At 56.7% G+C, this 26,333-nt stretch carries 24 protein-coding genes and 3 pseudogenes; 12 read left to right on the forward strand and 15 right to left on the reverse strand.

Translation table 11 applies throughout. The features are described from left to right. Window positions 1-4: 4 nt before the first annotated feature. The 3 genes from NHF48_RS23635 to NHF48_RS23645 all read right to left on the reverse strand — a co-directional run bounded on the left by NHF48_RS23635 (window position 5) and on the right by NHF48_RS23645 (window position 1,752). Window positions 5-505, reverse strand: a complete 501-nt coding sequence (locus NHF48_RS23635; protein WP_253072726.1) for a hypothetical protein — start codon at window positions 503-505, stop codon at window positions 5-7. After that, window positions 505-1,071, reverse strand: coding sequence for a recombinase family protein (locus NHF48_RS23640; protein WP_253072727.1), 567 nt, complete (start codon window positions 1,069-1,071; stop codon window positions 505-507). The genes NHF48_RS23635 and NHF48_RS23640 overlap by 1 nt, the downstream gene beginning before the upstream one ends. A gap of 96 nt (window positions 1,072-1,167) precedes the next feature. Beyond that, window positions 1,168-1,752 (reverse strand): recombinase family protein, encoded by a 585-nt coding sequence (locus NHF48_RS23645; RefSeq protein ID WP_253072728.1) that lies wholly within the window; start codon window positions 1,750-1,752, stop codon window positions 1,168-1,170. A gap of 390 nt (window positions 1,753-2,142) precedes the next feature. Between NHF48_RS23645 and NHF48_RS23650 the strand changes: the two genes are divergently transcribed. From NHF48_RS23650 to NHF48_RS23675, 6 genes are all read left to right on the forward strand, one after another. Further along, window positions 2,143-3,810: a hypothetical protein gene (locus tag NHF48_RS23650; protein WP_253072729.1), complete on the forward strand. Its 1,668-nt coding sequence runs from the start codon at window positions 2,143-2,145 to the stop codon at window positions 3,808-3,810. 62 nt (window positions 3,811-3,872) lie between these two features. Beyond that, the gene (locus NHF48_RS23655) at window positions 3,873-4,268 is read left to right on the forward strand and encodes a hypothetical protein (RefSeq protein ID WP_253072730.1); all 396 of its coding nucleotides are present in this window, start codon (window positions 3,873-3,875) and stop codon (window positions 4,266-4,268) included. Then, a complete protein-coding gene (locus NHF48_RS23660; RefSeq protein WP_253072731.1) occupies window positions 4,269-4,979 on the forward strand; it encodes a C39 family peptidase in 711 nt (236 codons plus the stop codon). Next, on the forward strand, window positions 4,979-5,686 hold the full coding sequence (locus NHF48_RS23665; protein WP_253072732.1) for a hypothetical protein: 708 nt from the start codon (window positions 4,979-4,981) through the stop codon (window positions 5,684-5,686). The genes NHF48_RS23660 and NHF48_RS23665 overlap by 1 nt, the downstream gene beginning before the upstream one ends. Before the next feature lie 44 nt (window positions 5,687-5,730). Continuing rightward, window positions 5,731-7,074: a transporter gene (locus NHF48_RS23670; RefSeq protein ID WP_253072733.1), complete on the forward strand. Its 1,344-nt coding sequence runs from the start codon at window positions 5,731-5,733 to the stop codon at window positions 7,072-7,074. A gap of 151 nt (window positions 7,075-7,225) precedes the next feature. Then, window positions 7,226-7,951: a Crp/Fnr family transcriptional regulator gene (locus tag NHF48_RS23675; RefSeq protein WP_253072734.1), complete on the forward strand. Its 726-nt coding sequence runs from the start codon at window positions 7,226-7,228 to the stop codon at window positions 7,949-7,951. Window positions 7,952-8,037: 86 nt separating this feature from the next. Here the strand turns inward: NHF48_RS23675 and NHF48_RS23680 are convergent, their stop codons facing one another. Continuing rightward, window positions 8,038-8,292, reverse strand: coding sequence for a hypothetical protein (locus tag NHF48_RS23680; protein WP_253072735.1), 255 nt, complete (start codon window positions 8,290-8,292; stop codon window positions 8,038-8,040). A 408-nt stretch (window positions 8,293-8,700) separates the two neighbouring features. On the opposite strand from NHF48_RS23680, the pseudogene NHF48_RS23685 reads away from it, so the two are divergent. The 4 genes and pseudogenes from NHF48_RS23685 (at window position 8,701) to NHF48_RS23700 (ending at window position 11,709) form a co-directional block, all read left to right on the forward strand. Then, window positions 8,701-10,264, forward strand: a pseudogene (locus NHF48_RS23685) (ISL3 family transposase). A 453-nt stretch (window positions 10,265-10,717) separates the two neighbouring features. Beyond that, a complete protein-coding gene (locus NHF48_RS23690) occupies window positions 10,718-10,879 on the forward strand; it encodes a hypothetical protein (RefSeq protein WP_253072736.1) in 162 nt (53 codons plus the stop codon). After that, the gene (locus NHF48_RS23695) at window positions 10,876-11,034 is read left to right on the forward strand and encodes a hypothetical protein (protein WP_253072737.1); all 159 of its coding nucleotides are present in this window, start codon (window positions 10,876-10,878) and stop codon (window positions 11,032-11,034) included. Before NHF48_RS23690 ends, NHF48_RS23695 begins: the two co-directional genes overlap by 4 nt. Window positions 11,035-11,109: 75 nt before the next feature. Then, window positions 11,110-11,709, forward strand: coding sequence for a sigma-70 family RNA polymerase sigma factor (locus NHF48_RS23700; RefSeq protein ID WP_253072738.1), 600 nt, complete (start codon window positions 11,110-11,112; stop codon window positions 11,707-11,709). A 163-nt stretch (window positions 11,710-11,872) separates the two neighbouring features. On the opposite strand, the gene NHF48_RS23705 is transcribed toward NHF48_RS23700, so the two are convergent. The 3 genes and pseudogenes from NHF48_RS23705 to NHF48_RS23715 all read right to left on the reverse strand — a co-directional run bounded on the left by NHF48_RS23705 (window position 11,873) and on the right by NHF48_RS23715 (window position 15,054). Continuing rightward, window positions 11,873-12,979 (reverse strand): hypothetical protein, encoded by a 1,107-nt coding sequence (locus NHF48_RS23705; RefSeq protein ID WP_253072739.1) that lies wholly within the window; start codon window positions 12,977-12,979, stop codon window positions 11,873-11,875. Between the two features lie 458 nt (window positions 12,980-13,437). Continuing rightward, a complete protein-coding gene (locus NHF48_RS23710; protein ID WP_253072740.1) occupies window positions 13,438-14,289 on the reverse strand; it encodes a CPBP family intramembrane glutamic endopeptidase in 852 nt (283 codons plus the stop codon). Next, window positions 14,244-15,054 (reverse strand): annotated as a pseudogene (locus NHF48_RS23715) (IS5 family transposase). The gene NHF48_RS23710 and the pseudogene NHF48_RS23715 overlap by 46 nt, the downstream one beginning before the upstream one ends. A gap of 533 nt (window positions 15,055-15,587) precedes the next feature. Between NHF48_RS23715 and NHF48_RS23720 the strand changes: the two are divergent. Then, window positions 15,588-17,024, forward strand: coding sequence for a hypothetical protein (locus tag NHF48_RS23720; RefSeq protein WP_263817156.1), 1,437 nt, complete (start codon window positions 15,588-15,590; stop codon window positions 17,022-17,024). 137 nt (window positions 17,025-17,161) lie between these two features. On the opposite strand, the gene NHF48_RS23725 is transcribed toward NHF48_RS23720, so the two are convergent. The 5 genes from NHF48_RS23725 to NHF48_RS23735 form a co-directional block, all read right to left on the reverse strand. Further along, complete coding sequence (locus NHF48_RS23725; protein ID WP_253072742.1) at window positions 17,162-17,638, reverse strand: GAF domain-containing protein; 477 nt, start codon at window positions 17,636-17,638, stop codon at window positions 17,162-17,164. Between the two features lie 2 nt (window positions 17,639-17,640). After that, window positions 17,641-17,874: a JAB domain-containing protein gene (locus NHF48_RS26395; RefSeq protein ID WP_446741248.1), complete on the reverse strand. Its 234-nt coding sequence runs from the start codon at window positions 17,872-17,874 to the stop codon at window positions 17,641-17,643. Beyond that, window positions 17,828-18,412, reverse strand: coding sequence for a JAB domain-containing protein (locus NHF48_RS26400; protein ID WP_446741247.1), 585 nt, complete (start codon window positions 18,410-18,412; stop codon window positions 17,828-17,830). Before NHF48_RS26400 ends, NHF48_RS26395 begins: the two co-directional genes overlap by 47 nt. 300 nt (window positions 18,413-18,712) lie before the next feature. Then, the gene (locus NHF48_RS23730; protein ID WP_253072744.1) at window positions 18,713-19,069 is read right to left on the reverse strand and encodes a hypothetical protein; all 357 of its coding nucleotides are present in this window, start codon (window positions 19,067-19,069) and stop codon (window positions 18,713-18,715) included. Between the two features lie 34 nt (window positions 19,070-19,103). Next, the gene (locus NHF48_RS23735; RefSeq protein WP_263817159.1) at window positions 19,104-19,676 is read right to left on the reverse strand and encodes a helix-turn-helix domain-containing protein; all 573 of its coding nucleotides are present in this window, start codon (window positions 19,674-19,676) and stop codon (window positions 19,104-19,106) included. A gap of 1,057 nt (window positions 19,677-20,733) precedes the next feature. On the opposite strand from NHF48_RS23735, the gene NHF48_RS23740 reads away from it, so the two are divergent. Beyond that, window positions 20,734-21,186, forward strand: a complete 453-nt coding sequence (locus NHF48_RS23740) for a MucR family transcriptional regulator (protein WP_253072746.1) — start codon at window positions 20,734-20,736, stop codon at window positions 21,184-21,186. Window positions 21,187-21,722: 536 nt separating this feature from the next. Here the strand turns inward: NHF48_RS23740 and NHF48_RS23745 are convergent. From NHF48_RS23745 to NHF48_RS23750, 3 genes and pseudogenes are all read right to left on the reverse strand, one after another. Beyond that, window positions 21,723-23,789 (reverse strand): putative bifunctional diguanylate cyclase/phosphodiesterase, encoded by a 2,067-nt coding sequence (locus tag NHF48_RS23745; RefSeq protein ID WP_253072747.1) that lies wholly within the window; start codon window positions 23,787-23,789, stop codon window positions 21,723-21,725. A 15-nt stretch (window positions 23,790-23,804) separates the two neighbouring features. Continuing rightward, a pseudogene (locus tag NHF48_RS26405) lies at window positions 23,805-24,167 on the reverse strand (PAS domain-containing protein); the annotation flags it as partial. A gap of 1,690 nt (window positions 24,168-25,857) precedes the next feature. Beyond that, entirely contained in the window at window positions 25,858-26,193 is a 336-nt protein-coding gene (locus NHF48_RS23750; protein ID WP_342454790.1) for a DUF1971 domain-containing protein, read from the reverse strand. Between the last annotated feature and the right edge of the window lie 140 nt (window positions 26,194-26,333).

Below are 26,333 nucleotides of genomic sequence, written 5' to 3' on the forward strand. Positions count from 1 at the left end.
AGCTTTATCGGGCAGAACCGTACATCGATCGGCTATCGTCGAGCATGCTTATTGGCGTGGGCGTGATCCAGTCCGCGCCCCGCAGCGGATACGGACCGTAAAACAGGTCACCGAGCGCGCGCCGATAATGCGCGTTCATCCAGCGCCGGCGGCGATGTTCGGGGCCGTCGTAAATCATGTGACAGCGCTGACAGAGTGCCACCAGCTGATGAAGTGCGCTGTCGCTGGGATCGTGGTTGAGGTGTGCGCAGGCCAGCACCACCGGTGTCCACCGGCCCTTGAGGAGGATGTTCTCGACCGGCCGTCGCACTCGTCGGCCCCTGCCGTTCCGCCAGCAAAGCCGGTCCCTGTCCCACCAGCGCCCGTCGCCCAGGTGAAATACCTTCTGTCCATGCGGACGTGCGCAATGCTCGCACCGTCCCTTTGCCCTGACGAAGCGCACAAGCTGCGACAGCTGCGGCCAGTCGATCGGGTACAGGAAAACATGCTCGGGACGGATCGGCATCACACAAGCTCCGGTACAGCAGCCGTCAGCGCGCGATAGAGCGTGGCGTGGTGGCATTTCAGCAGTTTAGCTGCCTCACGCACGGAGGTTCCCTCGGCGACCAGTCGCTGACCTAAGGCAATCTGTTCCGTTGTTAGCTTAGGCGGCCGTCCGAAGCGTACTCCCCTCGCCTTGGCCGCTACCCGCCCGCTGCTGGTGCGTTGGTGGATCAGCTCGCGCTCAAACTCGGCAATGCCGGCAAATACGGTCAGCACCATGCGACCCGCTGGCGAAGTCGTATCTGCCCAAGGCTCGGCCAGTGAGCGCAGGCCGGCTCCGACATCCTTCAGCTTCTCGGCAATGTCGAGCAGGTCGCGGGTGGAGCGTGCCAGCCGATCGAGCCGCGTCACCACGACCGTGTCTTCGTCGCGCAGCTGCTCGATCATCTTGACCAATTCGGGCCGGTCACGCTTCGCGCCCGAGATCTTTTCCTCGAACGTTCGCTTGCATCCGGCATCCTTCAACGCGGCGCGTTGCAGCTGGAGATCTTGGTCATCGGTGGACACACGGGCGTAGCCAATCAGCATGTCGCATAACTGTATCGGAATAAACGAGTTATGCAGCTAACTTTTGCGACATCGATGTACGAGAGAATACGAACGCCAAGGGTGGTGTCGCGGAACTTAGGCCTTCCCCGGTGCGGCCCAACCGATCCGCGCTAGCGTGCCAATCAGGGTAGAGCGCGGTACCTTGAAGGTCCGGCAGACGGACGCTTTGCTGGCTCCGCCATCGAGCGCGGCGGTGATCCGTTCGAGCGTTTCCGCGTCGATCATCGGCGGGCGGCCACCTTGGCGTCCCCGTCGTTTGGCAGCGGCCAGTCCTGCCATCACCCGTTCGCGCGTCAGCGCACGCTCATATTGTGCCAACGCGCCGAACAGGGAGAACAGCAACTCGCCGTGCGGCGTCGTTGTATCCATCTGCTCGGTTAGCGATCGGAACGCGATGCCGCGCACCTTCAGGTCGGTGACGATCGTCAGCAGGTGCGGCAGTGAGCGTCCGAGCCGGTCGAGTTTCCAAACGACCAGCGTGTCGCCCGCGTTTAAATAGTTGAGGCAGGCTTTCAGCCCCGGCCGGTCGTCGCGCGCGCCGGATGCCTTGTCGGTATGGAGATGCCGATGATCGACACCAGCTGCGACCAGCGCGTCGCGTTGAAGATCGACCGTCTGGCGGTCGTCGGCCGACGAAACCCGCATATATCCGACCAGCATGTACGACAAACCCCCGAAAGCATATTCTCGTACACTTTATCAAAGCGACAGGGTTTGTCGATCATTAAGACCGAAGGCGGGTGTGGTTCGGCCAAAGTGCAGGTCAGGGGTGTCGGCAATCATGTGTTTGTCGTCAGAGGCGCGAATTACAGTTTCCAGCCAACCCCGCGGTTAACGATCCACTGGCGCTCCGAATCGCCGCCGTCAAAAGTAGCTTGAATGGAGTACACGCCGTAAAAGGGGCAGCAAAATTAACCATTCAATCTAGGTTATATAGATTCTTAATAATACATTAACAAAATCTGCGACTTTTCCAGAACCAGTACGTACCTTCATTCAGTCGGCAGACCACTAGGGTCAATTCAATAAGCCGATTGTTTAGGAGGCGAAATGAAAAAGGCTCTTTTAGTGGCTTCGGCCAGCGTGCTCGCAATTTCGACACCCGCTCTCGCGCAAACCTCGACATCGTCAGTAACGAACACTGGTACGGCTGCCGAAGGCGATGCGGTCAATCGATCGTATAATTCTACAGACACAACGAGCGGGTCGTATAATCCGACGACAAACTCGACAGATAACGCGAATAATTCGACGAACAGCGCCGATAATTCGGTTCGAACAACCACGGACAATGCCAATAACTCAGCCAACTACGCTGATAATTCCGCGCGTACGACCACCGACAATTCCGATCGCTCGTACAATACGTCGGACAGCTCGGATCGCTCGTCGGCTGCAACCGGCGCTCAGGTAGCAGCGAACAATGGTGGCTCGGCTGCGGATAATCGGAACATGTCCACCTATACGCAGACAACCGACAACTCGGATCGCTCGTCGACGAATACGTCGACGCCAAGCACGGCTTCTGGGGCGCAAGTCGCCGCCAATAACGGCGGATACGCGACCGACAGCCGTGATATGTCCACGGCGAATAATACCCAGACCGCGGATAACTCGGATCGCTCGACGACATCGACCGATAATTCCGATCGATCAACTACGAGCAATACCGCCGACAATTCCAACCGTTCGACGAGCAGCAGCAGCGCAAATGGTGCTCAGGTCGCCGCAAATGGCGGATCGTCGGCGTCCGATAACCGCAATATGTCGAGCACCGATAATTCGAACCGATCGGTAACTGACAATTCGGACCGATCAATGACCGATAACTCGGATCGTTCAACGACTGACAATACGCGCAATACAACGACGAACAGCACGGCTAGTGGAGCGCAGGTTGCTGCTAATGGTAGTGGTACTGCCAGTGACAATCGCGACATGTCAACTACCGACAATTCGAATCGGTCGGTGACGGACAACACGCGCAACGCCACGACAACCAGCACGACGAACAGCACCGCGAGCGGAGCTCAGGTTGCGGCCAACAACGGTTCGACCGCCAGTGACAGCCGGAATATGTCGACGACGGATAATTCCGATCGCTCGGTCACCGACAATACGCGTAATACCACAACCAACAGCAGCGCCAGTGGCGCACAGGTTGCAGCTAACAATGGCGGCACCGCCAGCGACAGCCGCGACATGTCGACTACGAACACCGATAACTCGAGTCGTTCGACGACTAGCAGTTCGGCCAATGGCGCACAGGTAGCTGCCAACAACGGCGGGTCAGCAACGGACAGCCGCAACCTGTCGACAACCGATAATTCCGACAACTCGGTCAAGACGAGCGCTTCAAATGAAGGAACAGGGTCAGTAGCAAATGGCGGCAACGCAAGTTACGCCGACTCGTCGACTGCGCTTAGCCCTGCGGCGTACGGCGGAACCGGTTCGGCCGCGACAGCCAATGCGTTTGGCAATAGCGCAGTTGTTTCGTCTGCGACTCTTGCCAGCTATGTGACTGGTGTTCGAGTGAATTTTGCCGCTCCTACGGGCAACGGTGAAGGCTCGATTAATAATAGCTTGACGACAGGGGCCGGCGCTTTCCAGAATTTCGCTGGTACCCAGTCGTTAAATATGAACACCGGTGCTGCTGCATCGCAAAACTCCGCAGTCAACGTAAGTGTTTCTGCTGGGGCGATTAACCTCGGAAACTAATTGATGAAAGCGGCGAGGTAGCGTCAGCTGCCTCGCCCTCTCACTGATTATGGGAGGTAAATATGTTCAAGCTACTCACTTTATATGCGATATTTCCGCTAGCGGCATTTTCAGCGTCTGCGTCAGCTCAGGTGCAGACTACGACGACCACTATGGGCGGAATCACGTCGCCCGCTGTACCGGACGACAACCCGCTCCCATTCAATGCTACCGAAGCAGTAGGTAATGACGATCTGAACGCTGTCACCGGTCAGTCAGACTTGACACAGGTCGTCAACGCGCAAAACAATGGCGTGGTAAGCGGCAATACCGTAACGGGAAATTCTCAAACCGGCACCATACACTTCGACAGTAGTTCGTTCCAAAATCTGAATGGGCTATCGCTGTTGAGTGCCAATACTGGGAATAACGTTTCGATAAACTCATCGTTAAACGTGAATGTTGCCATAAATCATTAAATGGCAAAGGCTGGTTATCTTGAAGCGTTTACGCTTGCAACGTCAGTTGTCATGACTGGATGTTCAAGCGTGCCTTTGCCAGAGGGGGGCGCACCGGTAAACTTCTCGAGTAACCTCAACTTTACCGTTCCGGTCACAAGCATGATTGGCCGGAAGTTCGAGACGGTGGTACGTCAGCAATATGATTTCAGCTGTGGTTCGGCCGCGTTAGCAACCCTACTTCGGTTTCATTACGATGACCCGCAAAACGAGCAAAGCGTGTTTCTTGGTATGTGGCGCGACGGTGACCGAGCGCAAATTCAAAAACTGGGATTTTCCCTCCTCGACATGAAGCGCTACCTAGCGGCACGGGGGATCGCAGCCGATGGTTACAAGGTAAGCTTGGCACAGGTTGCTGCCGCGAAAATACCTGGGATCGCGCTGATAAACTTTAATGGATACCGGCACTTTGTCGTGGTCAAGGGAATAGACAACGACACGCTTATACTAGGTGATCCATCACTCGGCTTGCGTCGAGAGAAGATAGATCGCTTCCAGCATCAATGGAACGGCGTGTTTTTCATAGTCAGCGGCCGACAGCAGGTAGGGCAATCCCATTTTAATATGGCAAAAGATCATGTGAGAGCGCCGCAGGGACGTGTGTTTCCGGGCGGCGATCCCCTGGACCTTGCTGCGCTAGCGCTTACCCGGCCACAGCCAGGAGATTTGTGATGATGCTTGCACTAGCGTTACTCTCCGCAGCTATCTCTTCGACCGATCTTTCGGATCAATTACCGGTACCCGATACCGAACTTGCAACGATGCGCGGCGGGGTGCTCCTTCCTAACGGATTGAATGTCGCAATCGGGATCGACATTCAAACCAGGATCGATGGTGTTCTTGCGTTACATACGATCTATTCCAGCGAGAGTCCTACGTCAGGTGTTCGCATTTATACCGACGGGACGACAAGTCCGCGTACAGCGGCCACTAGCCAAGCAGTAACAACGGGCGGGGATAACACGGGCATGACCGTGCTGGTGTCGCGCTCGCCTACCGGAACGACGATTACCCCGTCGGCGGGCGGCGGGGCAATGACGGTGAACGTCGTAGCCGGGCCGACATCCGGTTGGTTGGATGCGTCAGGGCAAACGAACGTGCCCGTTGTTGCAAACGGCCCGGCGATCTCGGCAAACGCGGGAGCAATCGCGTTATCGATCAACGACCAAGGGACGCGTGTCACCTTCGCCGGTCCATCGATTGAAGTTCAGCATCTTGTCGGACAGGCGACGGGAGTGGTTATTGCAAATACCGCCAATGATCGAACCATCGACACGGTAAGCTCAATTAACGTAAACCTGGTAGGCCTACCGGCTGATCTACTTGGTGGAACCTTAATGATTAACCGAATCGCCGCTGAGGTTGCTAGTAGACGCTGAGAGAACGCTAGAAGACGATAAAGGGTAATGTCTTGGCACGATGTATGACGATCAACTGTGCGGTAGCGATCAGCGTAGTAGCTGGAGGTATGGCGTTGGCACCCCCAGTCGATGCTCAGGGTGTTCCGACCGATGCAACATCGAGCACAGGAGAGATGCGAAAAGCTCTTGCCGATGAACGAGCAGAGCTTGTCAAGCAGCAAAGAGCTTTAGAAGCCCAGCAGGCCCGCATTGATGCCCTCGAAGCTAGGCTTAATGGCGGTAGTAATGTTTCGGCGACCGCAACAGCTTCCACCCTTTCGCCTGGAGGTGTCCCCCTTCCATTGTCTCCACCACCGGCGCCTCCTCGCGCAGTTGCGCAAACAGCGCTTCCCCTTGGCAACGGTGTTCAATCCGTCGGCGCCGCACCTGTTGAGCAACGACAGGTTCAAGTCGCCGTCCTTTCTGAACAGGGTGGCATCATTACCAAGGCTGGGCGGTTAACCCTCGAGGGGGATTTTGAATATGCTCGCTCAGACCGAAACAACGTGGTCTTTCGCGGGGTGCAGATTCCGGAAGCTGTGTTGATCGGCGTTTTCGATATTAATCAAAGTCGGCAGGACGTACTAACGGCTGCAATCGTAGCCCGGCTCGGCCTAACGAGCCGTTTCGAGATAAATGGCCGACTACCGTTCATTTACCGATCAGATAAATCTGTGCTGGCACCGGTTGCTAATCCCATGAGCCCGAACGCCGGTCAGATCGACAGTCCGGTCACGGCACGCGATCTGGGCGACGTTGAATTTGGCGTACGCTATCAGATTACAAATGGGCGCAACGGATCCCCTTATCTGATCGCCGGCGTTCAAGCCGTAGCCCCCACTGGCTCAGACCCTTTCGGCGTTGCTCGCGATGCTCTGGGAAATGCACTCCGCGGGGCGACTGGCGCAGGATTTTGGGGTGTTACACCGAATTTGACCGCGATCCTTCCGTCTGATCCGGCAGTCCTGTTTGCCACAATCGGCTACACGCGAAACTTTGGGCGGATGATCGATCGACAGATCGGACCCACATTAATTGATTATGTCCGCCCTGGAGATGCGCCGTCGGGAAGCGCCGGCATTGCCATCGCGCTTAATCCAATTACGTCGATTAGTTTTGGTTACGCTCACACCTGGGCGTTTGGCACGAAAACCCGGTTGAGAATGCTGAGCACCACGGATAATTCTCCCGGACCGACCATTGATACAGAAAGCCGTGATCTTCAGCTTGGTAGATTTCTATTCGGGGTTAGTTATAGAACTAGCCCAAGTACCACCATCAACTGGAACGTGGAAGTCGGCGCCACTAATGACGCATCAAGTGTAAGAACAACGCTTAGAATCCCATTTACCTTTGACGCGTTCTGAAGGTTATTAAAATCTCCGCGTCAACTAGCAGCGGATCACTATTTGTATAGTCTAGAAAGCTTCTTTCCATCTATAACCGCCCGTTAACAATATGCATTTTTGAAAAAACATTAATGCAGGCCAGTTAGCACATATAGTTGCATGATCTACTATGATTGAACTAAATAATCCAGTTATAGCAAAACTATCAAAAGTTGTCGGACTGAGTGACGGCGATAACCATATATTCAATGAATTATGCAAAACTACTATTTTAGTTAATTCACGACGAGATATAATCTCTGACGGTAGTCGCCAAAATGGAGTTTATTTACTTCTCGATGGGTGGGCTTGCCGATATAAGACTCTCAAGGACGGAAAGCGTCAAATCATCGCGATACTAATTCCAGGTGATTTTTGTAACTTGCACGTGGGCATTTATGACCAAATGGATCACGCGGTTGGTGCGATAACGGCAACAACGTTAGCGTACGTCGATCGAGTTCAATTTGATGCGCTTACACAGTCGAGACTTGCAGTCATGCGCGCCTTGAGATGGACGGCTCTGGTCGACGAAAGCCTGTCACGTAGCTGGTTAGTCAGCCTTGGAGTTCGTAACGCACGCGAACGATTGGCGCACCTGGTATGCGAATTGCGCGAGCGTAGTAGCAATATCGGCTTAGTGAAGAATAACCACTTTCCTATGCCACTTACCCAGAACGACCTCGGTGATTCGTTAGGATTAACGCCAGTCCATATTAATAGGGTTGTTCGAGCATTGGCAGTCGAGCAATTACTTAAGATAGAACGTGGGACTGTTAGTATCATTAATTTAATTGAGCTACGAAAGATTGCTGAATTTGACAATAATATATTTCATCAATCTCTCGTATATTGAATCCGCCGCTCTTGACAGCGAATGACCGCCCATTATCGGTTTCACTATCGTAAAGTTTCGAAAGCTGTCGGACGGCTCGATACCAACTATCGCCGTTCAGCGGTCAGAGCGTCCGCGTTCAGCCTCGGCTCACCCTCTGCGTTGCGAAGGCGTATCTTTTCACTGTGGATTCCAGATCGTTGCATCGCAATGTCGCTGGCATTTACGCGTACGGAGACGGCCGATGTCAGAACCCAGTAAAAGTGCTTCTGCGAATAATGGCTGCCAACATCCAAAATCTGTTTCAATTTGCCGATCAGCGAGAGTATTTCGTCCATGGCGCTAAGTTGGCCGGTGTCCAAGCTATATCTTTAGAACGATATCTGCCCTCCGAGCCGGCTTGAGTCTTAAGTCGTTTGGTTCAGAATACTGCCAATATCGGAAGGATAAGGCGGTTATTGCAACCCTGGCTTTGTAGATATTCCATGCCAAATTAATAACCTGGCAGAAATCCATCGGGGTCCCGTTTTCGGCGCTCATCCACACTTCCATCGATGAGGACCGCCTTTCGGATAACTCATTGTTGCGGTGCATCTCTCGACCGATGGTCGGCCAGACAATTCCGAACCGGTCGCATACGCTGGCGAAATCGGGTAGCGCGGACTGGATATATTGCCGTTATCTGTGGATCGGCGTGGAAAAAGGGCTCTGACTCAATTTTGATGCAGTTATGAGGTCTGCTGGCGTTGGCTCCAGATGGGATTATCGTCATGCACAAGGCGCTTCACCCCTCGTCTCTCATCCCTGCTGGGTTTGCGATGGTCGCGGCGTCCAGCGATGGCGACCGAACGACCGTTACGGTTCGCAGCATTTCGAAATCGAGCTGTTGTCCCACGTGCGGAACTGACAGTAACCGGGTCCATAGCCGCTATCAGCGTCGTATCGCCGACCTGCCACTAGCTGGGAGATCAGTTCGCCTGATCGCCGAAGTTTGCCGTTTTCGATGTGCAGCGACCCAGTGTGGGCAACAGATCTTTACTGAGCAGTTTCCCACTGGGGTATTGGCGCCTTGGGCGCGGCGTACCGGGCGTCTCGACGTCCTCGTACATCATCTCGGGCTGGCGCTTGGCGGCCGGCCTGCCGCAAGCCTGGCCAAGCGACTGATGCTCCCGGTCAGCAACGACACGTTGCTAAGAGTGGTACGTCGGCGCGGGTGCCCGGTAAGGCCAGCGCCGACGGTCATAGGTATCGATGACTGGGCGTGGCGGCGCAATCATAGATACGGCACGATCATCTGCGATCTGGAGCGGCGAAAGCCAATCAGCCTGCTCCCGGATCGTGAACCGGCAACGGCTCAGGCATGGCTTACCACCCAGCCACAGATCACGGTCGTCGCCCGGGACCGCGGTGGGGCGTATGCGCGGGCTGCCGCAAAGGCTTTGCCGCACGCAGTCCAGGTCGCGGACCGCTGGCACCTGATGGAAAACGCGAGCCATGCATTTCTTGAGGCGGTCCGTCGGTCGATGCGCCAAATCCGCCAATCCGTCGGTGCCATGACCATAAACCCCGCCCTGCTGACAGCGGCGGAGCACCTGCAATATCAGGGATATCTTCACCGTGAGGAGACCAATGCTTCCGTCCTGACGATTGCCAAGGACGGGGCATCTATCAAGGAGATCGTGCGCCGCACCGGACACAGTCGTGGCCTGGTCCGCCGAATTTTGCGTGGCGAACGTAGCGATGTGTTCAGGGTTCGGGAGAGCTCATTGGAAACCTATCTGCCGTGGCTGGATCGAGAGTGGGCAGCGGGATCTCACAATGGTGCTGACCTCTGGCGACGCCTGAGATCACAAGGATTTCGTGGGTCGCTGCGGGTCGTAACCGAATGGGCTAGCCGGCAGCGACAGGCTGAGCGGGTCGATACGGAGTCCCTTCACCGCGTGCCCTCGGCAAGAACTATCGCCAGGTTGATGACGACCGGGCGCGATACCCTGTCGAGGGCAGAAACTGTGACGGTTGCTGCGGTAGAGGCAGGCGTACCGACGCTCGTTGAGGCGCGTACCGTCGTCGAGGGATTCCACGAAATGATCCGGCTCAAAACAGAGGGGGAATCTCGTTCCCTGGATCGAGCGTGGCCGAGCCAGCCTGGTAGCGTCTTTTGCCAATGGAATTGCACGCGACGTCGCCGCGGTTCGAGCCGCCATCATCACCTCGTGGTCAAACGGGCAGACCGAAGGGCAGATCACTAAGCTGAAGTTGGTAAAACGGCAGATGTACGGACGCGGTAAACTGGACCTACTCGAAGCGCGATTGGTCGGCCCCGCATGGCTCTGAGATCATCAAATGTGCGTCAGAGCCCTTTTTTGGACGCCGATTGACAGCCGTTATCATAGATTAAAATCTTCGAGCCTTTCCTGGAGCAATTTCAATGTCATCACACACCCATGACATTGCGTAGAAGGTCGATGCGGAAGAGGGGGGTGTTCATAAGGACGGCCCGAACGAGATATTGCTCACAGTAGGACGTCGCAGTAGGCCATTTCGTCTTCCCGAAGCGGACATCCGTTCAGCCGGGTGCTGCCCGGTTTCCCTTTCCAGGCGGTCATTCTGGTAAAGTAGATACCCCTAGGGCTGCCCCGATCCGACTACGCCAGCGTGGGCTATCGATTTGTATCTTCCGGGTAAAAATTAATCTAGGGCACCGAACATCGTTGTGACTAGCCAACGGCATGGCGGCGACTGAGAGACGCTGTAGCGCTCCCGCTTACCGGTACCGGGAGCACGCGCATGGCCGAATTCAATGAACTCCACGACCTTATCCAACGCGAGGAAAGAGCCAGGGAACAAGCCGAAGCGGCCAGCAACACCGCGGCGCGCTTGGCTCACCTTGCCAGAGCCGACGGGTATCTCGAAAAGATCAACGGCTTGGCCAAGGATGGGTCCGCGTGATCGCCTTTGAAACACCCCAGGAGCATCTGGTCAGGCTGATCGCCGCCATCAGCCATGCCTTGGCGATCGCTGATGAGGGAAGCCAGACGGTGGTCGGTGCGCATCTGGCGGGATGTCTCGAAGTCGCGAAATTGGCGCAAACGACTGATGAGTAGCAATGCGCCCTACCCGGCAAACCTTTTCGCAATTGGCGGACCAACGGCTCCTGACCAAGCGGATGGACTGCCCGTATGCCGGCGCTGAACCGTGAGCGCAGTGCTACCGGTTCTGATGCCGCACGACAGCATCTGGCGCTAACCCTGCTTGCCGTCGGTGACGAAGACCGAGAAGCCTTCCGGGAGCTTTATCGTCTGACAAACGCAAAGCTGTTCGGAATATGCCGAAGGATTTGCGGTGATACCGGAAACGCAGAAGACGTTTTACACGAGGTCTATCTTCTGATCTGGAAACGGGCCGGAGCGTGGCAGCTCGGGCAAGCCAGTCCGATAACCTGGCTCTGCGTCATCACCCGCAATCGTTGCATCGATTGGTGCCGTGCCCAGGCTATCCGACCGGGCGCGTCGAGCGAGCCACTGCCCGACCTGTTCGACGAGCGTCCGAACCCGGAAACGGCCTTGCTGGCAAAGGACGAGAATATCCATCTCATGCGGTGCTTGAAAGAACTGGAAGTTCGCCGCCGTGACGCAATCTTCAGGGCCTTCTTTGATGGCCTCACCTACACAGAGGTGGCTGCTCAGGCCGGCGTGCCGGTTGGTACGGTCAAGAGCTGGATCCGACGTGGCCTGCGGCAGCTTCATAGCTGCCTGGGTTGTTCGGAATTCTCCGGCTGACACCCGGTCTTTGGCGCCTCAGGAAAAGCTCGATCATCTCGTTGAAACCATCTGTGACCGACAGTTCGATCGAGACAGACAGCGCTTCGTTCTGAAAGGCCCATCATCAGATCGATCATATGCGGACGGGGCCCCGTCATTCATAGGGCAGGTCCGCTCGTTTTCAGAGGATGCCAGCTTCCGACTTGACTAGTGTCCAGACCGACAGGGCATGGAGACCATAATATAGGAGCATGAGCACCGCGAGCGTAGCAACATAGGCCTGGCCCACCTTCCATCCCGATATCAGCATGCCGGAATCACTCCCCCGGCACATGATCTGGAGCGGGGTCTCTCCAGTAACGAGGGCAATGACGAGGATAAGGATAACGGGGATGTGGCCGACGATATCAAGCATACCAAATTCAGGCATGGCGGCGACAAAAACGATCCCCAGCAATATGGCGCCTACGCGGCCGAGAATTTCGCGCCCGGCAAGCAAGTAGAACGCCAGGGAAAACTCTACAAAGCCGGCGATCGTGGCAACCGTCGAGAACGCCTGGCCAGCCGTGATCCCGGGATGTGAAACCAGTATCGAGATCGTCCACTGCGGAAACAGAAACTTTTCCACTGCCGTCCACATCAAGCTGAGGCTCAGCGACCCGATGAGGATGGGCACGCGATATCGACTGATTGCCAGACGTGACGCTATCGAGCTTCCTAACGCAAGATGCGCTGCAAGGCCTAGAAAGAACAGATAGTCGATCATGTAGAAAAGACCGAACTTCGCGACCCCCATCAGGTAGAGCCCGGCTAAGGCCGCTGCCGCGAAGATCGAAAGTCGCGGGATCAGGACTACGACTGCAGTCGCCAATTGAACATAACCAACCGCTTGACCGGCGCCATACAGGTCCGGGGTCAGAAGCGATCCGCTCGATCGATCGGCCCACATCACGACGGCAAGATTGCCCCATAGACAGAGCGCATAGACTGCCACGCCCGCCCGTACGATCACGTCGCTTGCAACTCCCGCACGCTTGGGATCCACAACGAGTTTTCCTGCAACCCGCGTTGCCACGGCGTCGAGCATGGCACCAAGCATCACGAGACCGACAAAAATGGCAAAGAGTTCAAGGAACAATAGGGTCACGACCTGCCCGACAGGCAGCGGCGGTGCCGAACCATCGATGGGTCCGCAGAACCATTTCACATGGGCTTCCGCGACACCGGGCATGCCCAGTACCATGACGAGCAACAGGCCCGCTGGCCGTATCGGGAACTTGCTGCTCATCGCCATTCCCTCTTGCGTCGATACAAGAGGTACGAAGGTCATCAGCGGTTAGATGCCCCAATCATCGGCGTGCTGCCGCTCTAACGGTCCGGCACTGACTACGTCTTCCGTCTCAGCATCAGAATCAGTCAATCCTCAAAATGCCATCTTTTTTAAGAAAGGCTGCAGCGTCAGCCGACGTCCGCTAACGCCATCTGCCTTCCCAATAACGGGCGGGCCGCTTTCCTTCCCACAATGCCCGTTCGGCAAGCAATTGATCAGAAAACCCGGTCTGAAACGCCACTGTGCGACAAACGGGTGTTTTACGACACGTGGGCGGATGACATGTAGCACTGGCAAGCCGCGCCGATCAGTATCGACAGTTACAAAGCAATAGCTCGTTCTGCTGTCGCAAAAATCAGCATTTTCGCGACAACGCTGCGGCAACTCCAGCCCCTTGGATCACCGATTAAAGAGCGTCAGCTCGCAGCAATGGGCTGATCGCCGTCCTGATGATCCCGTGAAAGCCTGACAAAGCGTCCCCGACGCAATGCGATCACGAGTAGACCAACGCCCAACATCACTTCGACAATCAATCCTGGTACGGACGCCTCTACTCCAAAGGCACCCCCGGTCAGCGCGTTGGTGCCGGCAATATGCGGCAGAAGAACCCCGCTTATCGCGTAACCGGATATCGGCGCTCCGAAGATACCGCCTTGGGTAAAGTTCCAAGCGAAGTGCTCGCCAATCACGCCCCATAGGCGCCTGGTAAGCATGTACAGAGCGGCCGACACCAAGCCTCCTTCAACACCGACTGCGATCGTGCTCCACCACGTCGCGTTAGGATTTGCCCAGTGTCCCGCTCCGAACAATGCGGAGCTAAGTAAAATCGCCGCCCAGCTGCCGAGCCATCGCTCCATGATACGGAAGAATATACCCCGCGTGATGATCTCTTCGATCACGCCGGATTTGAGCGAAATGACGATCACCGGCAGTACCACGGTCGCTGGATTGACACCGGTCACGCGGTACCCGCCAAATGCCGCAATAATGCCGATCACGATCGAAAAGGACACCGCCCCGATCGTCATTCCTGCACCGAGCTCGCGGAGCCAGCCGTTCATCGCAAATTCGTCGCAGCGTGGGCGGCGTTCTACAAAGCGAACGAAGAGCCAGTACACGAATACGAACACGGCTACCGTCAAGATCGCGGCCGGCAGCGCCACTCTGATGTCGTCAATATGCGGCTTGATGCCGAGCAGCCGAACCGTTTGTCTAGAGGCTGTTATGAACCTGCGGCGCAGGCAGCGGCTTGCTTCATCATGAGGCAAGCGAAGGCGACGACGTGAAGTCCTGCGAGTGTTTCAGCGTAGCGCTCGTAGTCTTTGACGAGGCGTCGAAAACGGGTCGCCCATGCGAATGACCGCTCGACAACCCAGCGTCGCGGCAAGAGGACGAAACCACGCTTGGCCTCGGGCAATTTGACGACCTCAAGTGTGATGCCGTGTTTGGCTGCGGCGTTGGCGGCTCGCTCGCCGGTATAACCCCTGATCGACCCAGGCAAGTTCGACGGTGTCGTTGGTGACGGCCTGCACGGTACGCGCGAGCCGCTCTACCTCGCCGCGGTCTTCTGCGCTGGCCGGCGTGACATGAAGTGCCAGCAGGTGGCCCAGCGTATCGACGGCCATGTGGATCTTCGAGCCCTTCTTGCGCTTCCCACCGTCGTAGCCGGCACGCTCGCCGCTCTCCGGTGTGGAGCGCAGCGTTCGGCTGTCGATGATCGCGGCGGTCGGTTCGGCCTTGCGGCCTGCCGCCAGGCGCAACACCGCGCGCAGATCGTCGACCAGCGCCTCGAAGCATCCTGCCGCCAGCCAGCGCTGCGTCTGCTGGTACACCGCCGCCCAGGGCGGAAGGTCGTTCGGCATCCACCGCCACGGCGCACCCGTCTTCACGATGTAGCGAAGGCCGTTGAACACCTCGCGCAGGTCGTGCCCCCGCTGGCCGGCATCCTCGCGCTGCAACAGCAGGTACGGTGCGACCAGCGACCACTCCTCGGTGCTGACGTCAGACGGGTACGGCTTGCGGCAAATGCTCATCCGATACCGGATGAATCAGGCCCGCCTCCAAGTCCATAACAGACTCTAGCGGCAGCAAACATCGCTACTGCGATGGCGACAAGCACCGGCGGGTAGTGGATCACCCGCCAAACGCGGCTGCCAGGTGGCGTACAAGGAAGGATCGGTGGCATGACGGCTCCCTGATTCACCTAGCCGCTAAGTCGGGCGGCTTTGCGCAGTGTGCTCCCTCCACCTAAAGACATGCAATTCGAAACGTAGTACATTCGCCAGGCTATCAAGCCGAAGCAGGAAACAGCCGACCCTGAAGTAAGGCATTTGCGGATTTCAATTTCGCTCAAAGCGTTGCTCGCGATCTCGGCTCCTAACATGGCTTATCTCATGTTACTCTTTCTCCGGGAGAAGGGTTGATGCTCAAACTAACAGTCCTGCTATTCACCTGTGTCGCAACCGGCGTTGCTGCACAGGATGTTCCTGCGGCCGAGTCTCACGCTCCAGCAGAGCACGACGGGATGAACCATGGCGACATGGCTGCGCCTAAAACGCCTCAGATCATGCCGGGTTATGGCAATGGCGGCTTCACGATCACCACCAAAGTGCCGCAGGCGCAGGCGTTCTTCACCAATGGGATGCAGCTTGCCCATGCTTTCGCCCATACTGCTGCGATCGCTGCAATGGCCGAGGCGGTCCGGCTAGATCCAGCCTGCGCCATGTGTCTGTGGGGCCAAGCTTGGGCGTCAGGCCCGACGATAAACTACGGTAAGACCGCCGAGGAGATTGCGCCGCTTGCCGAGATGGCTGTCAAGGCCGGCATGCTGGCAAAGACCGCGAGCACCGACCGCGAGAAGGCACTGATCCACGCGCTCCAGCTACGGTACAACGATGGTGGCGGGAGCAAGCCGGGGGATCTTGCTTTTGCCAAGACAATGGCGACGCTCGCGGCACGCTATCCGGCCGACAACGAGATCGCGGTGATGGCGGCTGACGCCTGGCTGATGACTGAGGCGAAAACACCCGACGATTGGAAAATAAACGCCGAGCTTGCGATGCCGCTCCTCGAAGGCGTGCTGAAGCGCAACCCCGACGACACGCCGGCGATCCACTTCTACATTCACGCGACCGAGGCCGCCGGCGTGCCGGTGCTGGCAGAGCGGTATGCGGACAAACTCGCCGGGCTTGCGCCTAAGGCCAGTCACCTGATCCATATGCCAAGCCATACCTTCTACTGGGTCGGGCGCTATCAGGACGCGGCTAACGCCAATACCCGCGCGGTGGCGATTGGCGTCGAAAATGCGCGCGTGCTTGGATTGCCGCCCCCCGCCGGCGTTTGGGGTCTGCCTTATCACGTCCACAACGTGACCTATGGGCTGGGTGGTGCACTAGAAGCAGGCGACGCAAAGACGGCACTGGCATTAGGGCGCCCGCTCGTCGAGGTCTCGCAGGTCCGCCCGAAAGCTAGCCCGTTCAGCCAGGTGATCGCCGCTAGCGGTTATTTCGCGATGGCGCGGTTTTCTGAGCCGGCGGAGATCCTGGCGTTGCCGCAGCCCAAGCTGCTCACGCTGATCGCCGCTTGGCATTATGCCCGCGGCGAGGCTCTGGCGCGTAAGGGTGATGCTGCTGGCGTCCGCGTCGAGGCCGCGGCCATCCAGGGTACGACGGGCAAGTTGAGCGACGACGACGGCTCGCGTCAGGCTCAGCAGCTTACGCTTATTGCCCGCAACGTCCTGACCGGACGCGCCGCGATGCTCGAACATCGCACGCCCGATGCGATTATCGCGTTCCAGCAGGCAGCCGAGCTGCAGGAGGGTGTGGAGTTCTCGCTAATGACCGACCCGCCCGCTTGGTATTATCCCGTACGCCGCGACTTGGCCGCGGCGTTGCTGGCGGCTGGCGACACGGCCGGAGCGCGTAAGCAAGCCGAAGCAGCGTTGACGTATCGAACTAAGGACCCAGGCACGCTGGCTCTAATCAAGACGATACGTCGGAACTAGGCTGTCTACTTTTCATCACGTTCAGCCATGTCGTTGTCTCAGAAGCGGCGACATACGCGACATCCAAAAGTCAGGATATTCGCGACAAACCGCCGATGAGGTAAAGGTTGGTCTCTGGCATAAGGATACAGCCTGCTTTACCAGTTGGTAATGATCCGCTCGGCTTCACGTGCGAGTTGCTTGAGCGTTGTCAGGTCCGGCGCCTCTTTATGAGCAATGGTGTCTGCTATACATAATGTACCCAGACCGTAACCGGCGCGATCGACCAGAGAAATGCCTATATAGAATCGAACGAATGGTGGAGCTGACACAGCAGAGAATCTTGAATATGTCTTATCTTTATGGGTATCTAGGATAACTAGCGGATCGCCAAGTTGTAGTATGACTCGTTTGCAGATCAAACTAAAATGCGCATGTTCATCATCGTTTAGACCAATAGAGGTTACAAGCCTTTGATTATCTCCGCTTATTAACGAGATAAACGTAATAGGACTTTTCATATTAGTATATGCATCAATTGTGATGCGCTGAAGCTCAGAGTCCCGATGGCTGACCACAGCCTCTGTCTTATTGAACCTGACGAGATGCTTCGATCCGTTTTCAGGTGATTCCATGGTTACAGTTTCCCTGCTGTGCGCAGACTAATAGCTTTTTTACGGCCGACGATGACATGGTCTATGAGGACTATATCAAGTTGATCGCAGAGATCGGAAAGCCGCCGCGTGCACTTGATGTCATCCTCGCTAGGGCTTGGATCTCCACTGGGATGGTTATGCGCGACGATGATGGAGGTGGCACCGAGCTCAATTGCACGTCCGACAATCTCTCGATTGTAAAAGGGGGGCGGAATTTACTGTTCCCACTGCCATCTCTTCATCCGCCAGCAACTCATTCCTAGGGTTTAGGTAAAGCGCCCTGACCCGTTCCCTCGTCTCGAACCCCATTTGAAATTTGAGATAGGTGAGAAGCGCAGACGATGTGCCTATGATTGGCCGGTCGGCCGCTGTGCCTCGGAGTGAAAGAGCGACTGCTGACCGACACCAGCTTACGGCGTTGATGATTGCATCATCAGCGCCGACACGCCGCAAACGCGCGGACGAACCAGCAAGGACGGAAGCCAACGAGCCGAACTCGATCAAAAGAGCACGCGCGGTAGATGCCGGATCTAGTATTTTTGACGCGGATCCTTTGATGAGTTCCTCGATCGCCCGGCGCTCCTCACCGCGCGATGGCGGCTCCAGATGCCCAGAGCGAGGAGAAGAAGCACCGGATAGCTCGAAGCTTCCTCCATCACCTGGTAGCCAAGCCGCCACATGCCGGGGGTAGTCAGACGGGCAACATGAGCCGTCGTCGAAAGAAGATGTAGTGCAGCTGCGCACAGGACCCATCCTTTTCCGCTCCGCACGCCAATGATCGCCAGTCCTGCTAGCAGGCCACAGTCGATCACCAGCAAGGAGCGCTCGAGACTGTAAAAGCGAGTTGCTGATGATGATCCAAGAACCACCGTCGCTAATGCCGCAGTCCAGCAGAGTGCCGCGACCGCTAGCTCAGGCTGTCTGAGATAACCGACTATCCCCAGTGCACGACCTCGGCCACGCCAAGCGAGAACCGAGAGCACAATTAGGATAGCCCAGAAACTCATGACGTAGAGGTCCATGTGGGCGACCCATCATAGACCTCGCAAAGCGTCAATCGGCAGCAGCAGGAACTTGTGGTTCTAGTGCGGATATCCTGCTGCCAGGGGTGTTGGGCACGCAGGTGCTGGGTCCAAAGCCAGGTACATCGAAAACGCTTATTAATTCGGTCATTACCTGGTGTGCTTCTGCGATCTTTGACTGAGAAAGTAGCTGAAAGTTCAGACTATCGGCCATCAGTTGCATCGCCTCGATCGATCCCTTGTCCATGAAGACGCGAGCGTCGGTTCGCTCGCCCTGCATAGCGATCAGGCAGCTCAGTGTGTCGGTGATCCCTCGATTCGTGGAGCGCTCGGCAGTGATTACCGCCTTCTTCGTGTTTTGAACGTGTTCGATTGAGACGCGGGGCATGACATTCTCCAAGCCCGCGGCGTGTGTCCGGGGCTTACTCGTGGGGCCGTTCGAGGCTGTTTGCGATGCGCTGCGCGGAAGAGTCGTAAATCGCCGGAGCGGCGATCACGACGAGTGCAGCCAAAACAGCAATCGCGAGGATCAGGGCAAGCCGCCGCAACGCGACGTCTGAATCCTGGTCCTGCCCACCGGAAGCAGAGAGCCGTTCGTCATCAAAAACGAAAGTGGATCGCTGTTCCCGAACCTCGGCGGGGTGCGGCAACTCTGCGGTGGGAAAGGGCCGATTGGCTATTGGCATCGACTGTCTAGACATCGGATATGGGGGGACGAAATCCTTGGGCGAGCCCTGCTCGGCTCCTGCCAGATTGCGCTCTACCGTTACGGTACCCGCGCCGGCACTTATCGATTCAAACCGTCGTAGCTGGTCTGCGGCGGACAATCGTGAGATGCCCCCGAGCTTCTTGCGTGCGGAGAAGACGTGCGAGTTCACCGTGGATGGCTTTATGCCGAGCTGGTGAGCGATTTCCTCGGCTTTGCACTCATGGTGGGCAAGCCGCAGGCAATTCCGCTCCATCGGCGTCAGCGAGTTGTACAGCATCTGGTCCATCGCTTGCTCGCCATGCTCCATCAACATCTCTGCCGCCAGTCTCAGCGAAACGTACCTGTCGGGTGTATTAAGCTAGGTCTGCTGACGACAGGCCTACGACTTGGCCCCCTGGAGGTCCATATGACGGGAGCGCATTATGGATTGGCACGGTAAGCGCCTGCCATGCTGAGTGAACTGGCGGTTGCGGGATTTTGCCTCGCATAGACAATTTGGGCGCGACCAACGAAGTCGCCTACCGCTGGCGACTGCCGACCCGCGTTGCCAAAATCGCTCGGCCCGATCCCCACACAAAAAGCGTCATTTCGGCTCTGAAAACGCTTGGACATTGGTTTGTAAGGAACAGCACGATTCAGTCTGTCAATAGATGCAATGTATTGAAAATATTTATGCTATGACCCGATTCGGTTCAGTTATCGGCGTACCAGCTATCGCTCCTAGGGGAGTTTTTAGTCATGCCCTCTTTTGAAGACTCTGCACGACGAGAGCGCGAGTATATCGCAGCTCAACTTCATATTACTGTCTCGGAATTGGCTCGATATCCCTATTGCGCAGGTGTTGAAAGCGTGCGCGGTAAGGTCGCACTTATGATACATTGGCTAGACGATACCCCCGATGGCGTCATCCGAGATGGGAGTATGCGGGGGATCATTCATCACCGATATCGAACTACCAACGTGGCGGTAAAAGATACTGAATAATATTACTAATCATCAACTTTCAGAATGGCGGGTAATTTTATTACTGGAGGGGCCCTTAGGGACCGAAGCTCTTCTTGAACTACTAGCATGGTAATGCTGGGACTGCTGCCCGGCTAAATTAACTTACGAAAACAGCTTCTGCATTCAGCTTAAGCGCCGGAGTAAACGCGGCCAACGTCTCAAATAGCGGTCATGAGCGACTTTCCGGGTTCGTTTTATGCGTCGACCCGAGTTAGCTAATTTCGCACAATCTGAGATTGTCAGATACCAATCAAGTACCTAGATGCGCCTTCTGAATTGGAGGCGTTTTATGTCTGACACTACCCTCGACCTTAACCCCCGTTGAACTCGCCATCGAGTTGACGATCGCCTGGCTGGCTAACCCCAATACGCGTACCAATGCTGACGATGTTCCAGCCTTCTTGAACAAAATGTATCAAACTGTTTCGGTGCTGGTCGGCGGAAACGCTACGGCTGCTGAGCCCGAGGCACCTGCTCAAGAATACACCCCGGCCGTGACGGCTCGTAAGTCGCTTGCCAGTCCCGATCACATCATCAGCATGATCGATGGCAAGCCGTACAAGACGCTGCGTCGTCATCTCGCGACTAATGGCATGACGCCAATGGAGTATCGCGAGCGTTATGGCCTGAAGGCTGATTACCCCATGGTCGCTCCTACCTATTCGGAAGCGCGCCGTACCATGGCTAAGAGCATCGGGCTGGGTCGCAAGCCCGGCCAGACGAATATAGCTATGGCAGACGCCAAGCCGGCTCCGCGCAAGCGCAAGGCCGAAGAGGCCGCAGTGGAATAATTTTACGGGGCTGGCTTCCTCGAAACAGGGAGCCGGCCCTTCCAATAGTGCGGCACTGACTACTTTGGGCACCAATTTTTACAAACCTAACGAAGGTTTGCGCGTGCGCCGGGGTTCAAGCTATGACGCTCCGCCATGCAAGGCATCGAGCGCATGACGGAGCGAAGCTTCGAGGCAGGGTTGGTCAGCAGTCGCACGGCTGAGGGCAGTTTTGACGACTGCCCCTACGATGAATGGCTCGCTCCAAATCTAAGGCGCGCCTGGGTTTACGGCTGGGCATCCGGCAAAAAAGAGTCGCCCCTGTAGACTGAAGCTGCGGCTCAGTTGACGGTGTATGCCGGTGGACAAGCCCCCCGCCGCAGCGTTTTAGACTCATGGCTTTCTGCGGTTGGGAAGTGCCGTCGCTTCCCGCTACGGACGCCTATATGACTTCCCGTCGTGAGTAGCCCGGGCCCACCCCGTACCAAGGTTGACGGCTGATTCGAGGAGCAAACTCTTTCAACCGACCGCTCCGCAATCAGGTACTACTACACCGATCAGTGTTGTAAAAAACGCCATCGTGTGAGTTCGGGAACGTCAGCCGCGGGCCGTGCAGCGCTGAAAAGGAAGCCTTGGCCAAAATTGCAGCCTGCGCTGCGCAGCAAAAGCGCTTGTTCTGCCGTCTCGATGCCCTCAGCCACGGTTTTCATTCTAAAACTTTTTGCGAGGCCAATTACGGCGTTCACTATCGGTGCGTCGCTCAAGTCCGCTAATAACGGCACAACGAACGACCGATCGATTTTTAGGACCGACACCGGAAATCGTTGGAGGTGCGACAGCGACGCGTAGCCGGTGCCAAAATCGTCAAGGGAAAGAGAAATGCCCGCCTGGCTTAACGTGGCCAAGGCCTCCTCCACGATATCGAGGTCTCGGCCGAGAAACACTGACTCGACTATTTCGATCTCCACCATGGAAGCAGGTACACCCGCGGCGGCCAGGCGCCCAAGTAGCTCTTGGGCGAAGCCCGGACGGCACAGATCTACACCGGATGCGTTCAGTGAGACATGACCGAACCCGGTCCCGGACTGCAGCCAATGTCGCATGTCGTCGATCACTTGGCGGTGCATGGACGCACTGATCTGGCGGCCGAGATCGCGATCATCGAAGGCGGCCGCCAGTGTGTCAGGCGTTTGTATGCCCTGGGTGGGATGGTCCCAGCGCAGCAGCGCTTCGAAACCCACCACATTACCTGTGACAAGGTCTATTTTGGGTTGATAGAAGGGTTTGATCAGCTCGGCGCTGAGAGCCTCACGGCCTACCGCGAGCATCGAAACGTGGCGCACAAGCTCGGCGCGCATCTCGGGCCTGAAATGGTGCAAGGAATTGCGACCACTAGCTTTCGCGTCATACAGCGCGAGGTCAGCGCTCCGAAGTAGCTCCTCACCGGTCGGGCCATGGAATGGGTAAATTGCCAGCCCGGCACTCACTTGGCATTCAATCGCGATATCGTCCACGTCTACTATGCCGTACAAGGCAAAGAATACGTCATGTGCCTTCTGTTCGACCCCGACCTGATCAGCGTCCTGGAGCAGTACGGCAAACTCGTCGCCGCCTAGCCGCGCTGGCGTGCCAAATCGAAGGGCCCTCAATCTCCCAGCGATCCAGCGCAGCACGGCGTCGCCAGCAGCGTGACCGTATCGATCATTGATCAACTTGAACCGGTCGATGTCAAAGACGATCACCGCTGTCGCACCGCCGTGCGCGGCAGTGTGCTGCAACGCAGCCTCGAGGCATTTCTGGAACGTGGCTCGGTTGGCAAGCTCGGTCAGTACGTCATGGCTGGCGCGCCACGCTACTTCCAACTCCGCCAGGCGCTGTTCGTGGACGTCTTCAGTCGTGCCGTACCAGCGCAGAACAGCGCCGGCGTCATCGCGCAAAGGAGCGCCGCGCGATCGTATCCATCTGAACGATCCGTCGTGTAGCATGAGGCGATAAATACAGTTGAGCGGCTGGCCAGTTGCGACACTATGCTCCCAGTTGCTCCGAAGCCGCATTACGTCGTCAACGTGGACGGCGCGAAAAAACCGTGTTCCTAACGCTTCCTTAGGTGGGCGCCCGGTCAGGCGCGTCCATGCCGACCCGACCTCGTTTAACGTGCCATCGCGTAAAGCGGTCCAGGCGATCTGCTCGCCCAGCTCAATTGTATAGCGGTATCGCTCCTCGCTCAGATGAAGCGCAGCCGCGGCACGGTTGCGTTCGGTGAAGTCCATCATCGCTCCCACCATACGGGTGGCTTTGCCGTTCTCATCTGTCACCAGGAACCCGCAGTCGACGATATCGGCATACCGCCCATCACCGCATTGGAAACGATAGCTTTCCCGCCATCGCTCGCCGGAACCAGCGTTAATTAACTTCTCGATGCTGGCAGAGACTCGGGCTCGGTCGTCGGGATGGATCTGCGCTTTCCACCAATCTCCATGATTTTTTTCGGGGCTGATGGGATGGCCGAGTTGGCTGAACATTGCCTCGCTCCAAGTCAACAGACCCGTACCGAAGTCCCAGTCCCAAACCACGTCGTCCGTCGCCTTGGTGGCGAGGCGGTAGCGTTCCTCGCTCGCACGCAACCTGTCCGTTGCACAACGTCTCTCGTCGCAATCCTCGGCCGTGCCGCACCATCTTAGGATCCGGCCGCGTCGCCCCCTTAGCGCTGTGGCGCGGAGGTGGAACCAGCGGTAATGGCCATTGGCCAGCCGGATGCGACATTCGATGTCCAGAGCACAGTCGCCCACGTTCGCCGTCCGCCAGGCTCGTTGGAGAGCCTCATGATCATCAGCATGGACGGCGCTGCGCCAATCTGCGCGCAATAGCTCGTGCGGAGCAAACCCGAGCTTTTCAAGCCCGTGCGGACCCACATTCACGATGGTACCGTTTGGGAGCGCCATCCAGGGGATAATGGGTCCAAACTCGACTAAGTACGCGTATTGCTCAGAACATTGCCCAATGGCGTCGAAACTTTCAGCCGTCGACCGGTCATCATGGACTGAGAAGCGCTTTTTTGCGAACCATAGCTCGAGAGCGAGCCGCGGCGCGGTGCAACCGAACTTCGTCGCTCATCTGGAACCTGCCCCCTAGGAAAACAAATTGGCACCGAGAATTAATAATTACCTATAGTAAACGCCTTTTTCGCTGGTCATTCTTAAAACTCAAGGTCTTTTTAAAGGCGGGTCGCGGTAAACAGATTACAAGCGGCAATGCAAATATCAGAGTCATAGGGTATAATTGTACTGGAGACGACGCGAATATGGCCTCCTATTCGTGAGGTATGCAAAACCCCGACCAACAACCAAATCAGCTTTTGAAGCCGAAGATGGAGCAAGCCCTTGGGCTTGCGGATGCTTTGATTTGACATTGGTCGGCACGTGGATATCGAGCAAAATAGAGGCTCTGTCTGCCTCAGATACGACCGATTTACCGCCGGGTTCTGGGAACGGACCATAAGCAGGGCGGTTTCTATAGCTGCTAGAAGCGTCCTGCCCTTTCGGGGGGAATGGCGGTGAAGGCTCGCAATGCTCTGTGGATCGGCAGGGCGTTTTAGTCATGATACGCGGAACAGACTTCAACACGTTCTGTTATCGTTATTACCGTCAGGCTTTCCCCCCTTTAGTTCTGATGGTGTATAAAGCGCCCCGTTGCCCCTCCGCAGCGGGGCGTTCTGTTTTCCACTTCTGCCAGCAAGGGATCTTTGGTTGGCAAAAGTGTAAGCGAAACGACATCTTTTGCAATGTGGCGGTGATCGTTTCAATTTTTAAAATTCGATCCTGAATAGAAGATCGACGGCAGGGCTGAAGCAGAGCGGCACGGTAAGAACCACCACGAACATTAATAGGAAGTTGGTCATAAATGCGCCAGCCGAAGGGTAAACCAGCTTCCTCAAAAGCCCGCAGACCAGCGATATTGGCGCGGCGAATAATAAAGTGATTAATAGCGCCTACCCTAGACTGGCCACAGTATGCGTTTCAGGACAACCGGTTGAGCGATCGCACGCACCCAACACGTTATCCACCAGTACAATACCGCCAATGCCAGACGCAAGAAGCCCGACCGTAAGACAGCCAAATGGCAAAACCTTTCGTAGGTGGGGAAAGAGTGGTTCTTCGCACATGCCGCAACATTAGGAACAATTGGAAGCCCTCTAAAGTAGCGGATTCTAGATCTGCTGCGCTGTTGCGGAACGTCCGCTCTCCCCATTATCGCCGCCCAGCAGTCAAATATGTGGAAAACCCTTTCTAAATTACGACTGCGCGACAAGCAGGTGTTTTCGTACGGCAGCCTATCGATCGTTTTATAACGCCGTCGCTAACCTTGTGTGGCGACTATCGTGTGATTTCCGACAACGATCGTCTGGCTTTGCCGGTCGCGTCGAGGTTGCCGTTATTGTACCACCCCGCAAGGCGTGATCATTGAGCGGGCCATTCCGTGTCCAGAATTGAGAACCACGCCGTATCGCCAGTCCGCTCAATCCTGCCGCCTTCATCCGCGCTGCGATCCGATGAAGTTTCTCAATCCCCTGATGTCTGGGTCCAAGGGGATAGATATCGATGTGACCGTCCTACGGTTCAGATCCCGATCGGGCAGGTCCGGACGCTCGTCGCCCATCGACACGCAGCACCGAGGATCGAGACGACCAATACCTCACGTCACTCCGACAGGCTGGTGATCGTAGAACTCGACCTGCATAGAAACAGGGCCGATCACCTCAACATGGTGCGGCTCGTCTGGATGGATGAGGCCCGGCATGCCAGGGTCGAGAACGCGCGAGGTTCCGTCCTCCCTGCAGTAGCGGAGCGACCCTTCTAAGATCCGGATCACGCCCCAGACACCGCGTTTCGTGCGATGCTCCCGTTGCAGCGCCTGGGGCAGAGTCTCCGCGGTGAACAAAGGCGACGAGCGGTAGGGCGTCGAGGCGTCGCGGAAAGCGCCACCGGGAATGTGCCGGGACGAGTCCCTCTGCAGCCGGTGAAGCGCCACTCGAGCCGCCCTGTCCCTGATTGATCATGTTTCACCTCCCTCTTCATGCTCGGGCGCCATCGCGCCACGTTTTCTCGAAAGACATCATCACGTGCCGTTTACGCGGTCGGCTAGTAAGCGAAGTGCTACGCCGAACATCG

This window comes from Sphingomonas sp. H160509, from assembly GCF_024124765.2.
GTDB lineage: Bacteria > Pseudomonadota > Alphaproteobacteria > Sphingomonadales > Sphingomonadaceae > Sphingomonas.